Annotated in this window: 16 protein-coding genes and 1 pseudogene; 9 read left to right on the forward strand and 8 right to left on the reverse strand. The window is 42.0% G+C overall.

The window, feature by feature from the left end:
* The first annotated feature begins 282 nt into the window (after positions 1–282).
* The 8 genes from Q4591_RS07290 to mutM all read left to right on the forward strand — a co-directional run bounded on the left by Q4591_RS07290 (position 283) and on the right by mutM (position 7,303).
* On the forward strand, positions 283–1,044 hold the full coding sequence (locus Q4591_RS07290) for a substrate-binding domain-containing protein (RefSeq protein ID WP_241903543.1): 762 nt from the start codon (positions 283–285) through the stop codon (positions 1,042–1,044).
* Positions 1,044–1,751, forward strand: coding sequence for an ABC transporter permease (locus tag Q4591_RS07295; protein ID WP_076542090.1), 708 nt, complete (start codon positions 1,044–1,046; stop codon positions 1,749–1,751). The genes Q4591_RS07290 and Q4591_RS07295 overlap by 1 nt, the downstream gene beginning before the upstream one ends.
* A 2-nt stretch (positions 1,752–1,753) precedes the next feature.
* Positions 1,754–2,458: an energy-coupling factor ABC transporter ATP-binding protein gene (locus Q4591_RS07300; RefSeq protein ID WP_102475987.1), complete on the forward strand. Its 705-nt coding sequence runs from the start codon at positions 1,754–1,756 to the stop codon at positions 2,456–2,458.
* Positions 2,442–3,026 carry a molybdenum cofactor guanylyltransferase MobA gene (mobA, locus tag Q4591_RS07305; protein WP_102475988.1) on the forward strand — a complete coding sequence of 195 codons (585 nt, stop codon included), beginning with the start codon at positions 2,442–2,444 and terminating at the stop codon, positions 3,024–3,026. The genes Q4591_RS07300 and mobA overlap by 17 nt, the downstream gene beginning before the upstream one ends.
* A gap of 39 nt (positions 3,027–3,065) precedes the next feature.
* Positions 3,066–4,880: a bifunctional molybdopterin-guanine dinucleotide biosynthesis adaptor protein MobB/molybdopterin molybdotransferase MoeA gene (locus tag Q4591_RS07310; RefSeq protein WP_102475989.1), complete on the forward strand. Its 1,815-nt coding sequence runs from the start codon at positions 3,066–3,068 to the stop codon at positions 4,878–4,880.
* A 23-nt stretch (positions 4,881–4,903) separates the two neighbouring features.
* Positions 4,904–5,890 carry a GTP 3',8-cyclase MoaA gene (gene moaA, locus Q4591_RS07315; protein ID WP_102439337.1) on the forward strand — a complete coding sequence of 329 codons (987 nt, stop codon included), beginning with the start codon at positions 4,904–4,906 and terminating at the stop codon, positions 5,888–5,890.
* Positions 5,891–6,014: 124 nt separating this feature from the next.
* Positions 6,015–6,479 (forward strand): hypothetical protein, encoded by a 465-nt coding sequence (locus Q4591_RS07320; protein ID WP_303460234.1) that lies wholly within the window; start codon positions 6,015–6,017, stop codon positions 6,477–6,479.
* Positions 6,480–6,490: 11 nt separating this feature from the next.
* Entirely contained in the window at positions 6,491–7,303 is an 813-nt protein-coding gene (gene mutM, locus Q4591_RS07325; protein WP_303460236.1) for a bifunctional DNA-formamidopyrimidine glycosylase/DNA-(apurinic or apyrimidinic site) lyase, read from the forward strand.
* 140 nt (positions 7,304–7,443) lie between these two features.
* Here mutM and Q4591_RS07330 read toward each other — a convergent pair whose 3' ends face one another.
* The 8 genes and pseudogenes from Q4591_RS07330 to Q4591_RS07365 form a co-directional block, all read right to left on the reverse strand.
* The gene (locus Q4591_RS07330) at positions 7,444–8,913 is read right to left on the reverse strand and encodes a capsule assembly Wzi family protein (RefSeq protein ID WP_102476014.1); all 1,470 of its coding nucleotides are present in this window, start codon (positions 8,911–8,913) and stop codon (positions 7,444–7,446) included.
* 88 nt (positions 8,914–9,001) lie between these two features.
* A complete protein-coding gene (gene coaD, locus Q4591_RS07335) occupies positions 9,002–9,505 on the reverse strand; it encodes a pantetheine-phosphate adenylyltransferase (protein ID WP_102520423.1) in 504 nt (167 codons plus the stop codon).
* A gap of 387 nt (positions 9,506–9,892) precedes the next feature.
* Positions 9,893–10,648 carry a glycosyltransferase family 25 protein gene (locus tag Q4591_RS07340; RefSeq protein WP_303460239.1) on the reverse strand — a complete coding sequence of 252 codons (756 nt, stop codon included), beginning with the start codon at positions 10,646–10,648 and terminating at the stop codon, positions 9,893–9,895.
* A gap of 26 nt (positions 10,649–10,674) precedes the next feature.
* Positions 10,675–11,067, reverse strand: a complete 393-nt coding sequence (locus Q4591_RS07345) for an adenylyltransferase/cytidyltransferase family protein (RefSeq protein ID WP_303460241.1) — start codon at positions 11,065–11,067, stop codon at positions 10,675–10,677.
* Positions 11,064–12,134, reverse strand: coding sequence for a CDP-glycerol glycerophosphotransferase family protein (locus Q4591_RS07350; protein ID WP_303460244.1), 1,071 nt, complete (start codon positions 12,132–12,134; stop codon positions 11,064–11,066). The genes Q4591_RS07345 and Q4591_RS07350 overlap by 4 nt, the downstream gene beginning before the upstream one ends.
* Before the next feature lie 17 nt (positions 12,135–12,151).
* The gene (locus Q4591_RS07355) at positions 12,152–12,541 is read right to left on the reverse strand and encodes a hypothetical protein (protein ID WP_303460245.1); all 390 of its coding nucleotides are present in this window, start codon (positions 12,539–12,541) and stop codon (positions 12,152–12,154) included.
* Between the two features lie 329 nt (positions 12,542–12,870).
* A pseudogene (locus Q4591_RS07360) lies at positions 12,871–13,934 on the reverse strand (CDP-glycerol glycerophosphotransferase family protein).
* Positions 13,935–14,038: 104 nt separating this feature from the next.
* Positions 14,039–15,091, reverse strand: coding sequence for a glycosyltransferase family 9 protein (locus tag Q4591_RS07365; RefSeq protein WP_303460248.1), 1,053 nt, complete (start codon positions 15,089–15,091; stop codon positions 14,039–14,041).
* A gap of 104 nt (positions 15,092–15,195) precedes the next feature.
* On the opposite strand from Q4591_RS07365, the gene Q4591_RS07370 reads away from it, so the two are divergent.
* The gene (locus Q4591_RS07370; RefSeq protein ID WP_303460253.1) at positions 15,196–15,909 is read left to right on the forward strand and encodes a 3-deoxy-D-manno-octulosonic acid kinase; all 714 of its coding nucleotides are present in this window, start codon (positions 15,196–15,198) and stop codon (positions 15,907–15,909) included.
* Positions 15,910–15,915: the final 6 nt, after the last annotated feature.

Raw genomic sequence — 15,915 nt, forward strand, 5'->3', positions numbered from 1 at the left:
TTTGCCCACCAGAATTAGCTTACTGGGACAATATGTCTGTAAAAACATAATTCGCACGCGATCTAGATCACAATTTTAAATTTAGTCGTGATCCAAATTTTCAGAAACGCCCTTGGCATATTATTTGCTGTATCTATTTGTAACTAAGATAAGTTAATGTAAATGTTGTTTTTTTAACCATAAATATGATGTTTTAATGATTATCTCTTCAAGGAATTAAAAATGTTTAGTCTAAAATCAGCTTTAACGGCAACATTCAGTGTCGCATTATTAACTAGCACCATGATGAGCGCGACAGTAAATGCTGAAGAAATTATTAAGCTTGCGACCACCACCAGCACTGATAATTCAGGTCTTTTACGCGCTATTTTGCCGACATTTGAAGCTGAATCTGGTTATAAGGTACAGGTTATCGCCACAGGTACTGGTAAAGCACTAAAACTGGCCAGTCAAGGTGATGTAGACGTGGTAATGACCCATGCACCTGCTGCTGAAGCTAAGTTTGTTAAAGACGGTTATGGCACTAATCCTCGCGGGATCATGGAAAACGATTTTGTGGTTTTAGGCCCAATTGCTGATCCCGCTAAACTAGCAACAAGCGATGATGTCGTTGAAGCGTTTCAAAAAATCGCAGCATCGGGCAACAGTTTTATCTCACGCGGTGATAATTCTGGCACCAATATGAAAGAGCTCGCAATTTGGAAACAAGCTTCTGTAACGCCAGATTTTTCAGGCTATACTTCAATTGGCCAAGGTATGGGTAAAACGTTACTGATGGCCAATGAGAAACAAGCCTATACACTGACAGATCGTGGAACGTTTGTTGCTTACAAAGCTAAATTAGATTTGGCAATTACATTCGAAGGCGGCGCCGATTTAGCAAACCCTTATCAAATTATCCTAATTAACGCAGAAAAATACCCTGAATTGAATCATCAAGGTGCTAAGGCATTAAGCGATTGGTTTATTAGCCCAGCGGCTCAGCAGATGATTAATGACTTTAAAGTTCAGGGAGAGCAATTATTTAAGGCAACATATAAGTAATGAATGAAGGCTGGTTAGCCCTACTGCAGCAAGCATTTAGCTTGCTGCTTTCGTTAGACCCTGATGTATGGTCTATCATAAGTGTATCTTTTTCCGTCTCTTTTGCGGCGCTGCTCATCACCTTGATCCCATCAATTGTGTTGGGCTTTTTGCTGGCATCTTACCAATTTCCTGGTCGCTGGTTTGTCACCAATATTGTGCAAACCTTACAATCAATCCCCACAGTTGTGATCGGCTTACTGGCTTATTTGCTGCTCACCAGAAATGGGCCAATGGGCGACTTACGCTGGTTGTTTACCCAACAAGGAATGATCTTAGGACAAATGATGATTTGTGCCCCGGTACTTATCGCATTATCCCAAGCGGCATTTAGTAGTGTAGACCGCCGTGCATGGGAAACCTCCCGCACCCTTGGCGCATCGTGGCAGCGTGCTATTTGGACCGTATGTCGCGAACTTCGCGTACCGTTATTATTGGCCATTATTGCTGCTTTTAGCCGAATTTTGACTGAAGTGGGTTGCTCAATGATGGTGGGGGGCAATATTTTACACCACACCCGTAATATTCCCACCGCCATTGCCTTAGAAACCAGTAAAGGCGACTTTGCCCAAGCTATCGCACTAGGATTAGTGCTGCTGATTTTAGCGATTGTGATTAATTTTGCCATCGGCTCACTGCGTGGCAAAGCCATGCCAAGGAGTCAGTAATCATGGTTAAAGTGACCGCGAAAAACATTCAGGTGCAATTTAAAGCAAGAAAGTTGTTTGCTTTTGACAGCCTAAGTTTTTGTGAAGGCGATGTCATATACCTGCAAGGGGACAATGGCAGTGGTAAATCCACCCTTATGAAACTATTAGCGGGGATCGTAAAACCGTCATTAGGTAAGGTAACAGCTGAAGGATTTGCCGCGCCAAAATGGTGGCAACCAAGTACCTTACTAGGCAAAGCGGTTTATCTTCACCAACATGCCTACCTGTTTGATGGTAATGTGGACTACAACTTGCGCTACGCCTTACCAAAGGACAAGTTTAGCGCCGAGCAGCTTCAACAGCGTATTCGTCAAGCTATTGATATGGCGCAGCTGGGGGCATTATTACACAGTAATGCCACTGATTTATCTGGCGGTGAACGCCAACGATTAGCGCTAGCCAGAGCTTGGATAAGCCAACCCAAACTGTTAATGCTAGACGAGCCAATATCTAATATGGATAAGCAATCGCAAAAACTGGTTTTAGCGATGATTAACCAATTAAAACAAGAAGGCACAGGTCTAATTATTAGTAGTCATCAAACCTGCGGCTTAACAGCCTTGTGCAAAAAGCATTGGCATATTGCTGACAACAACGTTGTGGCCAGCAATCATATCCCTAGCGTTGAACAATCACAGGAGTTTCAATATGTCAGTGCAAATTGATGCCGTTATTTTAGCCGGCGGCATGGCCAGAAGAATGGGCGGCATAGATAAAGGCTTAGTTGAGCTCAATAATAAGCCAATGATCAGCCACACCATTGAGCGAGTTCAACCACAAGTGAATCGCATCATCATTAATGCCAATAGAAGCCAGCAACAATATGCTGAGCTAGGTTTTGAGGTTATCAGTGACAATGACAGTGGTTATTTAGGCCCACTAGCAGGCATGGTGACCGCGATGGCGCACACTGATGCCGAGTTATTATTAGTGGTGCCTTGTGATAGCCCAATGCTACCAACAGATTTATGTGAGCGCATGTATGCCTCGTTAAAAGAAGCCGATGCTGATATCGCGGTAGCCAGCGATGGCGAACATCACCAACCTGTGGTGATGTTATTAAAACCTGAATTAAAACAATCGATGCAGGCCTTTTTAGATGCCGGCGATCGAAAAATATTTTTATGGTATGAAAAGCAAAAACACGTTGTAACCAGCTTTGCCGATCAACCTAATGCATTTGTTAATGTGAATACACTTGAACAAAAACTTGTCATCGAGAATGCCAAGTAAGCTGTGGCAACACAGTAACAAGCCAACAATGAGGTCTTTATGAGTATACCGTTTTCCAATCCGCTGAGTATTCCTGTTCTTGGATTCTGTGCCTATAGCGGCACCGGTAAAACCACCTTGTTAAAACAACTTATTCCCGAATTAAATCGTCGAGGGTTACGTTTAGCAGTAATTAAACACGCACACCATAATTTTGATGTGGATATTCCGGGAAAAGACAGTTACGAAATGCGTAAAGCAGGTGCTAAGCAAATGCTGGTTGCCTCCCATATTCGCTGGGCATTAATGACTGAAGATGCGGTTGATGGTGACCCACAATTACCGCACTTACTAAAGCAAATTGAAACGGACAAAGTGGATATCGTGCTTGTTGAGGGCTTTAAAAAGCTGCAACTGCCTAAAATTGAGCTGCACCGCGCCGCCCACGGCAAGCCACTGATCCATACCCATGATGAAAACATTGTCGCTATCGCGTGTTGTGACGACACCGAAACACCGGCCGAGTTAACCCGACTCGATTTAAATAACGTCGGCCAAATTGCCGACTTTGTAATTGAATACAGCCAAAAGTGGCAAACGCCTGAAGTGGCTTTACCGATCCCAACCGTTGCAACACCTGTAAGCGATGAGCAGAAATTTTTATCAGTTGCCCAAGGCTTAGAGCAACTCATGACCATGGTGACGCCGCTTACCGCTAGTGAGCAAGTCACCATCGATGACGCAGCAAATCGAGTACTAGCTAGCGATGCGATTTCACCTGTTAACGTGCCCCAGCAAACCAATTCAGCAATGGATGGTTATGCTTTTGCTTATAGTACTGATAACAGCCCAAGCAACCCAGTTGCGCCATTAAAATTGATGGGTGAAGTGCTTGCTGGGCACCAATATCCAGGCACATTAAACCCCGGTGAAGCCGTACGCATTATGACAGGCGCAACCGTGCCAACTGGCGCTGACACTGTCGAAGCACGTGAATTGGTGGTTGAACAAGATGGCCAAGTGCAATTACAAGGCAAAGTGGATGCGGGTCAGCATGTCAGACTTGCAGGTGAAGATATTGCCAAAGATGCCTTAGCATTAGCAAAAGGTCATCGCTTACAAGCCGCTGAACAAGGCTTATTAGCCTCATTGGGTTTAGCCTCTGCAGATGTTGTTAAACAACCGGTTGTGGCGGTGTTTTCCACTGGCGATGAAGTGAGTCAACCGGGCGAGCCGTTAAAAGCCAACTGTATTTACGACTCTAATCGCTACACCATTAAATCAATGGCGCAAAAGTTAGGCTGTAAAGTCATTGACTTAGGCATTATTGAAGATAGCGAAGCATCATTAACGGCTGCGCTACAACAAGCCAGTGTTGATGCCGATATTGTGATCAGCTCCGGTGGAGTTTCTGTCGGAAATGCTGACTACATCAAAACAGTATTGGCTAAAATTGGTAAAATAAACTTCTGGCGCATTAATATGCGTCCAGGTCGACCATTAGCCTTTGGCCAAGTCAACGACAGTTTGTTCTTTGGCTTACCGGGTAATCCCGTGGCGGTAATGGTGTCGTTTTTACAATTTGTGCAACCTGCAATTCGTAAACTGGCTGGCGAAAGTAATTGGCAGCCACAATATTTACCAGCAATAACAGATAGCATCTTAAAAAGCCGCACAGGTCGAACAGAGTTTGTGCGCGGTGTTTACTCGTTAAGCAATGATGGACGGTTACATGTGACCTCAACAGGGGCACAGGGTTCAGGGATGTTGAACTCCATGGTTAAGGCAAATTGTCTGGTTATTATCGGTGAAGCCGAAGATGCCGTCATGCCTGGCCAGCAAGTCTTCATTCAGCCTTTTGCTGAACTGTTATAACTAACCATAAGATGTACTAATTCATGAGTTTGATCGTCGACAGTTTTAATCGAAAAGTAGAGTACTTACGTTTATCGGTCACTGACCGCTGTGATTTTCGCTGTGTATATTGCATGAGCGAAGATCCAAGCTTTCTGCCTAGAGAGCAAGTACTTACCTTAGAAGAACTCGCATGGATTGCACAAGCCTTTACCGAACTCGGAGTAAAGAAAATCCGCTTAACTGGCGGCGAACCTTTAGTAAGAACCGATTGCGATAAGCTTATTGAGTTATTAGGTAAATTGCCTGGTTTAGATGATTTATCGATGACCACCAATGGCTCACGCTTAAGTAAACTTGCTCAGCCCATGCATGATGCTGGTTTAAAGCGCTTGAACATCAGCTTAGATACCCTCAACCCTGAGCTATTCACTGAAATGACTCGCAACGGTAAAGTTGAACGAGTCATTGCTGGTATTGATGCCGCTAAAGCCGCAGGCTTTAAGCATATCAAAATCAATGCCGTGATTTTACGTGGCAAAAACGATCATGAAATCTTAGATTTAATCGACTTTTGCCGTGATCGTGAACTAGACATCACCTTTATTGAAGAGATGCCACTAGGGGTTATTGATGAGCGTAAACGCAGTCGTCATTGTTCTAGCGAAGAAGTCAGAGCCCTTATTGAAGCCCGCTATCCGTTAGTGCCGTCAAGCAAACGCACTGGTGGGCCAGCACGTTATTTCAAAATGGCAGATCACAGTATTCATATTGGCTTTATCTCGCCCCACAGTAATAGCTTTTGCCATGAATGTAACCGCGTCAGAGTGACAGTCGAAGGCCGTTTATTGCTGTGTTTAGGTAATGAAAACTCGGTTGATTTAAAAGCAATTGTTAGAGCGCATCCAGGTAATATTGATAAGCTAAAACAAGCGATTTTGGATGGCATTCAACAAAAACCCAAAGAGCACTACTTTGGCACCGATGATGACGTGCAAATTCTGCGATTTATGAACACCACTGGCGGTTAAGCCATTTTTACTTACGCAAAACAACCGCCTTTATTAACTAGCCTTAGCAGATAACCACCAAGGGTTACCCACTAAGGCTAGCTTTGATATACACTAAGACTAACAACCACTAGCACGTTAGTTTATGGCCTTATCTCGAAAAAAATGGAATAACATCCTGATCATTGCCTGCGTTTTCATGGTGGCAGTGCTAACCTTTATCGACTCAAAAACCAATCAAATGCCCGATGATGCCCAAGCATTATTTGATGAAACTAACCAGTTAACCCAATTGCAATTCGATGATATTTGGCTTAATAAAGGCGCTAACGGCTGGGTCTGCTCTGCAAGTGTTTTAAACTGTAGAACTTTAGCCGAGGCTTGGAGCCAATTAGCAATCTCCCCCACCAGCATGAGTGATGCAGAGCGCCAACAGTTACCGGCAGCGCAATCGTTAGTGATTGCGATAAATCACACCCCACAAGGACAACTTTGGCAATATTACCCCCAGTATGGGTTATTGCAGTCAGCCGCCGATAATTGGTACCAAATCCCGCCAAGCTTACGTACTGAACTCATCCCAATCATTGCCAGCCAAACACAAGAATAATAGAGAGTCCTATGCCTGAATTACCGGAAGTTGAAGTCACTCGCCAAGGAATATCACCCTACCTCGTCGATCAAACCGTTCGCGACCTTATTATTCGTAATGGTTCGTTACGTTGGCCTGTGCCTGACATTTGCCGCAATATTATCGGCCAAACTATCCGAAATGTACGTCGCCGCGCTAAGTACTTACTGATAGATACTGACGCGGGGATCACCATAGTCCATCTAGGTATGTCTGGGAGTCTGCGAATTTTACCAGCCAACACCCCAGCAGAAAAACATGACCACATTGATTTGGCGTTAGAAAATGGCCGCATTCTGAGGTTCAATGACCCAAGGCGCTTTGGTGCATGGCTATGGTATGAATTACCTGAAGAAGCACATCCATTACTATCAAAATTAGGCCCAGAGCCACTGTGTGAAGACTTTAATCCAGTGCAACTACACAATGCCCTCGCCAATAAGAAAAAGGCCATCAAACTGTGTTTAATGGACAATCACATTGTGGTCGGTGTGGGGAACATTTATGCCAATGAAGCCTTGTTTGCCGCAGGTATTCATCCTCAAGCAGCTGCTGGCTCAATTGATATTGAACGCTTAACAATTCTGGTTGCTGAAGTGAAACAGATTTTAGCCCAAGCCATTAAACAAGGCGGCACCACCTTAAAAGATTTTACCAATGCCGATGGTAAACCCGGTTACTTCGCCCAAAAGTTACATGTTTATGGCCGTGGCGGCGAAAACTGCACTGAATGCGGCAATCTATTAAGTGAAATACGTTTAGGTCAACGCACCACGGTATTTTGTTGGCTATGTCAGACATAAGATTGTTGAGGGTAAAATAGCGCTGAACAAGCCTTACCCCAGCTTGAAAGTATTTAGCGGCAATAAATCAAAAAGCCTCGATAGCATAGCTATTGAGGCTTTTTATTGAACAAATTAAAACAATAAATTTAATAACTTAATTAAAATTTATACTGGTAACGAGTATATAAAGTGCCATCTACTTCACTGTCTTCCACTTCAAACTCTGATTGCGATACGCTACCACCAAAGGTCATCATGCCGCTTAATAATGGCATACGATAAGACAGCTCTAGCATGAGTAAATCTTCTTTCGGTGGCTGCGGCGCCCAGCCATGACTTGGACTTTCGCCATCTTTATTTAATTGGGCATAACGTAAAATAGTGGTAAATGCATGGCTATTTGAAAACTGGCCAATTAACCCCAGTGCATACACCTGAGCATCACTGTCGTAGGTGCTGCCAATAGCGCGACCATAATTTCGAGATCCACTTTTATAGGTGCTGTGCTCATAGAAGCAATTAAAGGCATTCGGGTCTTCACCGCAAAACACCATAGTATCTGTATATTCAAAAAATAGCTTATATTGCTGCGAGGCAAAACTAAAGCGGGTGTCTACACCATACATTTTAGCGCAGTCGACTATTTGCCACGGTTCACCTTTTGAGTCTTCGCAGGTGCGCTCAAGAAAAAGTCCCACAGGCACATCCCAAAAAGTATCTGAATAGCGTACATCAAAGCCCGCCATTTGATTGCCGTAATTTGAGCAACCACTACCCGTATCATTGCGACAATCACGCTGACCAGTAATCGACTTCCAGGCGGAGTCCCAATCGCACTCTTGACCTTCACCACAAAACTGCGCCGTCCAAGAAAGGCCGATTTCTAATTGCCTTAATGGCTTTATTGAGCCGCGCACATTCCACAATAACGCATTGGGGGCATAACGATCTTCATCCATCATGCTTACTCCACCAGTGAGGTTCCACGCGCCCAGCCACGAAAGCCATGGGGTTTCAAACGCCTCAGCATTGTTGCGACTCACCATCAGTGATGGCATAGGTCGGGCATTATTGGATTTGTGTAATCCCGAATCAAAACCAGGCCCCCACCACTGCTCAAAGCTGCCTGCAGTGACAATCCAGTTACCCAATACTACCGCCATATAAGAGTCGTCTAAGCGAAATTCTTTATCATCTTGGGGATCGTAGTTAGCTGAAGCAGACACTTTATAAGCGAAGCGCTCGCCCATATATTCATAAGAGGCTTTGAGTTCAGCTTTTTCACGATAATCAGAGCCAAAGTGTTGAAACCTTGCTTCATCGGTCGCAGCAGTTGCTGTAATACTGGTGTTCCCTTTATTGCCAACAGCATTTTGATAATAAAAGTTCACTCGAGCAAACGCATCGACTAATGCGGGCTTCATTAATGAAGGTTCTGCTGAAGATAAATCCTTTCCAATACCCGACCACATCAGTGGAAATGTATTGATAGGTACCGTGATCACACCAGCATCTGCCAGCGCCTGAATATCTGCCCGTAGGTAAATATCTGAGGTATCAACCCAAGGCGCAGCCGAAAGTGCCGAACTTAAGCATAAACTGCCAAAGCCAAGCCCTAAAAAGCGCATTGTGAATGAACGGTGTTTAAATAGCGACTGCGATGATTTCATTTTAGGCTTATGTTTTGATGTGATGAATAACGGCATTAGCAGGCGATTACTTCGTCTGCTGTAATTTAATTGAAGCAATTTTTTGCAGCAAAGAAGCGGCGACATCCTGATGGACGAATTGACTCACATCACCGCCATGTAGGGCAACTTCTTTTACCAAGGTAGAAGAGATAAATGAGTTTTCTTCCGCTGGGGTCAAAAAGACACTTTCTAAATCTGGACTTAAACGACGATTCATATTGGCTAATTGAAATTCATATTCAAAATCTGACACAGCTCGCAGACCACGCACTAACACACTCGCCTGTTGCTCTTTAGCAAAATCAACTAATAAGCCAGTAAAGCCAACCACTTCGACATTGTCTAAATGGGCGGTCACTAAATTAACTTGCTCTACACGCTCTTCAAGGGTGAACATCGGCTGTTTGGACGGGTTTGAGGCAATGCCGATAACCACGTGACCAAATAATTTTGCCGCACGCTCAATTAAATCAGCATGGCCATTAGTAACGGGATCAAAAGTACCTGGGTAAATTGCGCGTCTATGCATTTGAAAATTCACTGTGTAAAGTATTGCCAGCTAGTTTATCAGTATCAAATACTCGCATCAAAGTTTGTATTAGACTTTATGAAAAATGAAAGAGCTAAATTAGCAGACATCAGGTGGCATGATATAAAAATAATTAACTCATCATCAAAATATCATGAAGGACATCATCAAGCTAAAACAGAGTTGGCATTTTACTTCGATTTACTCTCATCTTTATCTAAAAGCATAGCTTTTACCAAATGCTTTTTAGCGATTTCCTTGACGGTTCACCGGCTACCACAAAGACATGCTTCATCTTTTAAATTAGCAATTTGGAGTAAGCTTATAACAACAAACGTCCCGCTATTAACCGTAAAAACTCACCTTATTTTATTTGCACCATGATGATTATTCTCTTCCTTTAAATTTAGGAAAGTCAGGTAAACAATGCCTGTTCTCTATCAACTTAAGTTCAAAAGAAATTTTTTGCCACAATCGAATATAAAAAGGAACTCTTTTTATATTACGACCACCTTGCATATCAATATCACTCTCAAAGTACTTCCCTGTTATAAGGGTCGGTGTTGAGACAAAGCAATGTAGGTTCTTTTCAAACCAATACTGAATGTCTATATCAACAGGTCGTGAAATGGGAAAAGCAGTTTCAAGCAATTTTCTGGCTCCACATATAGAAACGATTTGACCTCTATTGGATGCTGGAAACTTATAAGCTTTATGTAATGCACATCCTAAGCTTAAATCAAAATTATCATAAACTTTTTTATGCTTATGGGATTTACAGATTTTAATATAATCCCAACCGATAAAGTCTTTTAACTTATCCATGAAAAAGATCAATTCATTGCTTATGACAGCATCGTCTTCCAAAATTACCGCAAAATCTAATTCTTGACTTACAATGTATTCCCAGCATTTGATATGACTTAAATAACAGCCTATTTCGCCTAAGCTAAGCTCTTTATTATACTTTAATAAGTTCAATTTACGGTCATATACATTGGAAACAATTTCACTCGTCAAGTCTTTCCCATAAACAGCAGGCACTCGTTCAAACTCAATATTGAGTTGCTCAAGCTGTTGTTGCATAAAAGCCATTCTTTCAGTGCTTTTATCGAGATTGATTACAAATACTTTAAACTTCATAAAGCGTCTTGATTCCGTCCTTGGTTTTATTTAATTTCTTTAACAACTTCAATTAATTGAGTCGTTGAAATCGCTGGTGTGCGCGGCAAATAAATGACCTTACATAAATCTGAAAAATGATCAAATTTACCCGCCCAATCATCACCCATAATTAAACAATCTGCTTGATGTCGCTGAATATATTCGGCTTTAAGCGCTAAAGATTCCTCCAAAAAAACCTCATCAACACACTTTAGTGCACTAACAATTCGCATTCGAGCATCTTCATCACAAATCGGATTTCTGGATTTTTTACTAAAATTTAATGCGTCGGATGAAACTCCGACAATTAAACGGTCACCTTGCTCTTTTGCACGTTCTAGAATATTTAAATGACCAATATGAAACATGTCGAATGTACCAAATGTAATAATCTTCACGCTTCACCTTCGATTAATAAATAGTCCGCGATTCTCTGACTGCAGCAACCATCAACAGCTCCAATAAGCTCATCTGTATACTGAGCCCGTTTTGCTGCAAAAAGTTCTGGAGATGAAACTTGCTGATCAACAACAGACTTTAGTTGGCTAAATGTTTCAGCGTGAGCAGCAACATCGGCATAGCGGTATAAATCTTGATCGACCCTGTTTTTAAACCTAAATTTAAAAATACCGCGATATGACCAGCGTAAATGATAGAAGTCACACCAAACCACGGGTTTATCCAGTGCTGCAAATTCAAATAATGCTGAAGATGCATCACTGATTAACACATCTGCTGATGCCATAAAAGGAAGCAAGTTGGTTTCTTCAACTTTTGCTAAATAAACATTGCTGTATGAAGCCCAATGTTGCAGCAGCGCCTTTTGTTTCTGATATGCAGGTTTAATTAGGGAGAAATAATGAGGTTTCAATAAAATATTATATTCAGCAAACTGTTCTGGCCAGTTTCGCCCCATTTTCTCTATGCTGCTAGGATAAAAAGTCGGTGCATATAATAATGTTGGCTTTGCAGGATCAAGTCCCAATCGAACCATATCAATACCAGGCTCAGCACCTTGTATAATAGGATCGAGTTTCGCATAACCCGTATCAATAAAGGTCTTTTCAGGAAACATTTCTTGAAGTCGTTTTAGGCGATACTGTCCCTCCACAAACCTGACATCAATGTCTGAATTCGACACGGTGTAGTAAACTGATTTAGGGCCAACGCCATGCTGCATCAATGCTGTTTTAGAGAACCCTTTTAAGCTATGTGCGCGAGAAAAGGCATTTCCAAAAATTACCCAACTGGCTTTTTCTTCGAGATAATACTCGAGAGCTGCTACTTCATCATCGACCCAAACCACATCTAAACGATGTTGTTTAACCATAGAAAGAAGAGCTGAATGATGTTCTATATTGTTATAAATAACAAACTTCACCACAACAGACCTTTTTTTTAGCTCTTCAGCAACAGGTAGGTATTGCGGTAAATAATATGGGTGTAACACATCAAAACAAATCACAGTTAGCCTTTTCCTGATCAATTACAATTAAAATCGCTCTTTAAGATATTTAATAAATTTTGTTTCTCACAAATATCTAAGTTTAACTCATCAATTAAACTGGGCGGATTAGGCCATTGATTATCAATAAATTCTTGATTACAAAACTCAACCGAAAACTCGTAACGAGGAATCACATGGTAATGAACGGCTGGGTCAACCATCATCAGCATCAAGTAATTAAGCTTGTTACAGTCGAAGCAATGCTTCATCACATTTTCAATATCATCGATGATTTGTTTCTGCTCAGCCGCCGCTTCTGGCGAGATCCCCGAATAACGGTGTACGCTCTCTTTGCACACCAATACCATTGTACCTAATGTGGGTTGTTCTGGGTAACCAAACTTTCGTAATGTTGATTGCGGCATAATTAAGGCTATTAATAACGAATATTAGGTTCATTTTAATGGAAACCCCAGCATGCGTCCATTACCCCTAGTCCCACACGAGTAGTTATTGTTATACTTAGCGCTAAATACACTCCGCTTATCCTTCGTCTGAATAATCAATATTTAAGAGGCTGTTATGCTCGTCGCTTTTGACACACTAAACGTGTACTACCTACCCCAGTACACTCCAATTATTCAGCAACTGCAACGTAATAACCATCAAGTGAAACTGGTATGTTATAGCAGTAAAAATGATCAAGACGCCCTTAAAGATGTGTTAGCAAATATCAATGCCGAGTGCCCTATTCTCACAACTTCCAATAGCCTATTTTTTTACGAATTTTAAGATTTCGCCACAAATTCATCGCCTTAGGCTTCATTCCAACTAAGCCGCTCTCAATAAGTTTATCTGTTGCCGCCAACACCCGCTGGCTAGAGTTTCCATCGCTATCAGGGTGAACATTCTTACAATAGTTAGAAATAGCCTCCATTAAACTTTCTGGCTGAGCCAATGCTCTATCTAAAGCAGGTTCAATTTCAGTCAGTTGGTCAATATTAATAAGATGTGAAGAGCTAGTTTGGTTGTTGAACGTCACTACTGGCTTGCCCTGCAGTAAAAACATAATCAATACTGATGAGGTATCACATAACATGACATCTGCAGCTTTTAATAAAGGCAAAATATTATCAGTTTCAATAAAAGATAAGTTTTCATTTTGAAGGGCTTTGTATTTATCAACTACATCACGATCCATTTTAGGGTGAAACTGCACTAACCAACGGTATTTGTCCGTCTTAGACAATAGCTTTACTTGTTCAAAAATAACGGCTGCGCATGAATAGCGAGGAGAGAAAGTCGAACAAAAAAGTACCACTGGACGATCATCATTTTCAACATGATATGGATTGGCAGTTTGAGTATTAAATAAGGGATCCATCGTTGGCCAACCCGTTTCAGCAACTTGAAAGTTGCCGTATTGCTTTGCCAACTGTTGAAATGGAACTGTAGTATCTGGCCCTTGAGTACAATAAAGATCAAAACAACCACGGATATTAAAGTGATCCTCATGACCTTTTCGCTTTTGCTTACCTGCAGCAAAGCCATGGAAGACGCCAACTTTTATACCGGGAATGAAGCTTGGTACAAAATCCCCAGGAACAAATACAGCATCAGGTTGCCATGAGTTAACTTCATCAATGGTCATTAAACGAGTTTCAGAGTCCTTTAAAAAATTCGGATTAACTTTATTACCAGCGAGGAACCAACAAACTTCATCCCCTCTGGATTTAATAAAATCCTGTAACGGCCTAAGAATTGCTAGGAATAATTAAGTGAAATATATAACAAATAACGCTTTCGCTTCGACGCCATGAAACACAACTCCAAAAATACGGTTACAATTTTGCTAAGAGGCAATTTACACTCAAATTCATTCAAGTCTTATCAATATAAGTGTAAAGCCGGCTATTTCTTACTTAAGCTTGGGTTAATTGCTGATTGGATATGAGTTCAAAAGCATGAATCACTGATGACAACTCAATAAGCTCCATTAAGTCACTACCCTTTGCCCTTTTCCCCCAAGCAATGCTGCTATCAGGAAATTGCTGCTTAATCACTTGATCATACACACTGACGACCGAGTCTAAACTGCTATAAGGCCCTGTTCGGCCTGGATTTGAATGGGCGTATAAACCAATCACTGGCGTACCTTGAGTCACCGCCATATGGGCGGGGCCGGTATCTGGCGCAATAACCAGACTGGCTCTTTTCAATAATGCCAATAATTGCGTTAGGCTGGTTTTTCCAATCATATTATCGATATCGCTATGACTGTGCTTAATGATGTTAGCCGCCAAATCGACTTCCAATTGACTTGGGCCGCCGCAAACTATCACCCGATAACCTTTCTCGACCGCATGATCTGCCACTGCTGCGTAACGCTCTGGCAGCCAATTACGCTCAGCTTTACTGGCTGCGGGGCAAATCACTAACACTTTTTCATCACCTGTGATGACTTGTTTGGCGAACTCGGTATCAGCCTCAGGTACTGGAATATTCCAGCGTGGGGTTAAATCTTCAACCCCAATAGCTTTAGCAAAGCCCATAAAACCTTCTAATACATGGGGGGTTGCTAGCGGCTCCACCCCATAATTGGTCACTAACCACTGGCCTTCTTTGGCTCTGGTTTTATCAAAGCCTACTTTTATTTTGGCTGAAATCATCAATGAGGCGATGGTCGCTCTCAGCGCGACTTGCATGTGTAAAAGCACATCAAAACGTTGATCAGACAAGGCTTTTCTCAATTGGCCATAACTGCGCCAACCTTGGGACTTATCAAAGATCACAAACTGAATACCGGGCATATGTTTAACCAATTGATATTCAACTTTCCCAATCACCCAAGTAATGGCTAAATCAGGATATTGACGCTGAATAGCTTGCACCATAGCCACCGCATGACACACATCACCAATCGCGGATAAACGAAGTAAACATAAGGATTTCATCGATGAAAAGTCTGCTTTCATGGGTTACCACTAACGATATAAAGGGAATTAAGTACAAGTATTCGATCTTAATGTAGAATATTGTTTTTAGCCACCGACAAATCGACGCTTTTACTCATTGGCCTATGCAATTTGAATCAACAGATACAGGGATCATTGCTTGGTGCGACCCACTGGCGCAGCAATTAACCCCCACACAATTCCAAGCTGACTATTGGCAGCAACAAAATGCAATTATAGGCCAGTCAAAAGGCCGCTTTACCACCTGGTTTGTTGAAAATAACCACCAGCGCTGGGTATTACGTCATTATTGGCGTGGTGGCTTGATGGCAAAATTAAGTGATGATGCTTATGTTTTTACTGGCATATCTCGCACTAGAGCCATTGCTGAATTAGCATTATTAGAAAAGCTATTTGATGAAGGCTTTCCAGTACCTAGACCCATTGCCGCCAATGTTGAACGCTTTGGCATCTGGTATCGCGCCGATTTGATAATTGAGCTGATTGATGGCGCCAAGGATTTGGTAGCCTATTTATCCACAGCAGCCATGAGTGATAGCCAATGGCAGCAGCTGGGCGCCCTCATTGCTAAATTTCATAATCGTGGCGTATATCATGCCGACCTTAACGCAAAAAATATCTTACTGGCCGAAGCGCAATTTTACCTTATCGATTTTGACCGTGGGGTAATAAAAACACCCGCTAAGCAGTGGCAACAAGCCAATTTAAGCCGATTACTGCGCTCGTTTTATAAAGAGCAAGCGAAACTGTCAACATTAAATTTCAATGAATCAAATTGGCAGCAGTTACTTTACGGTTACCAACAAGCCATTAATTAACTGAAT

Origin of the sequence: Shewanella sp. 3_MG-2023, from assembly GCF_030548765.1 — a bacterium.
Classification (GTDB): Bacteria; Pseudomonadota; Gammaproteobacteria; order Enterobacterales; family Shewanellaceae; genus Shewanella.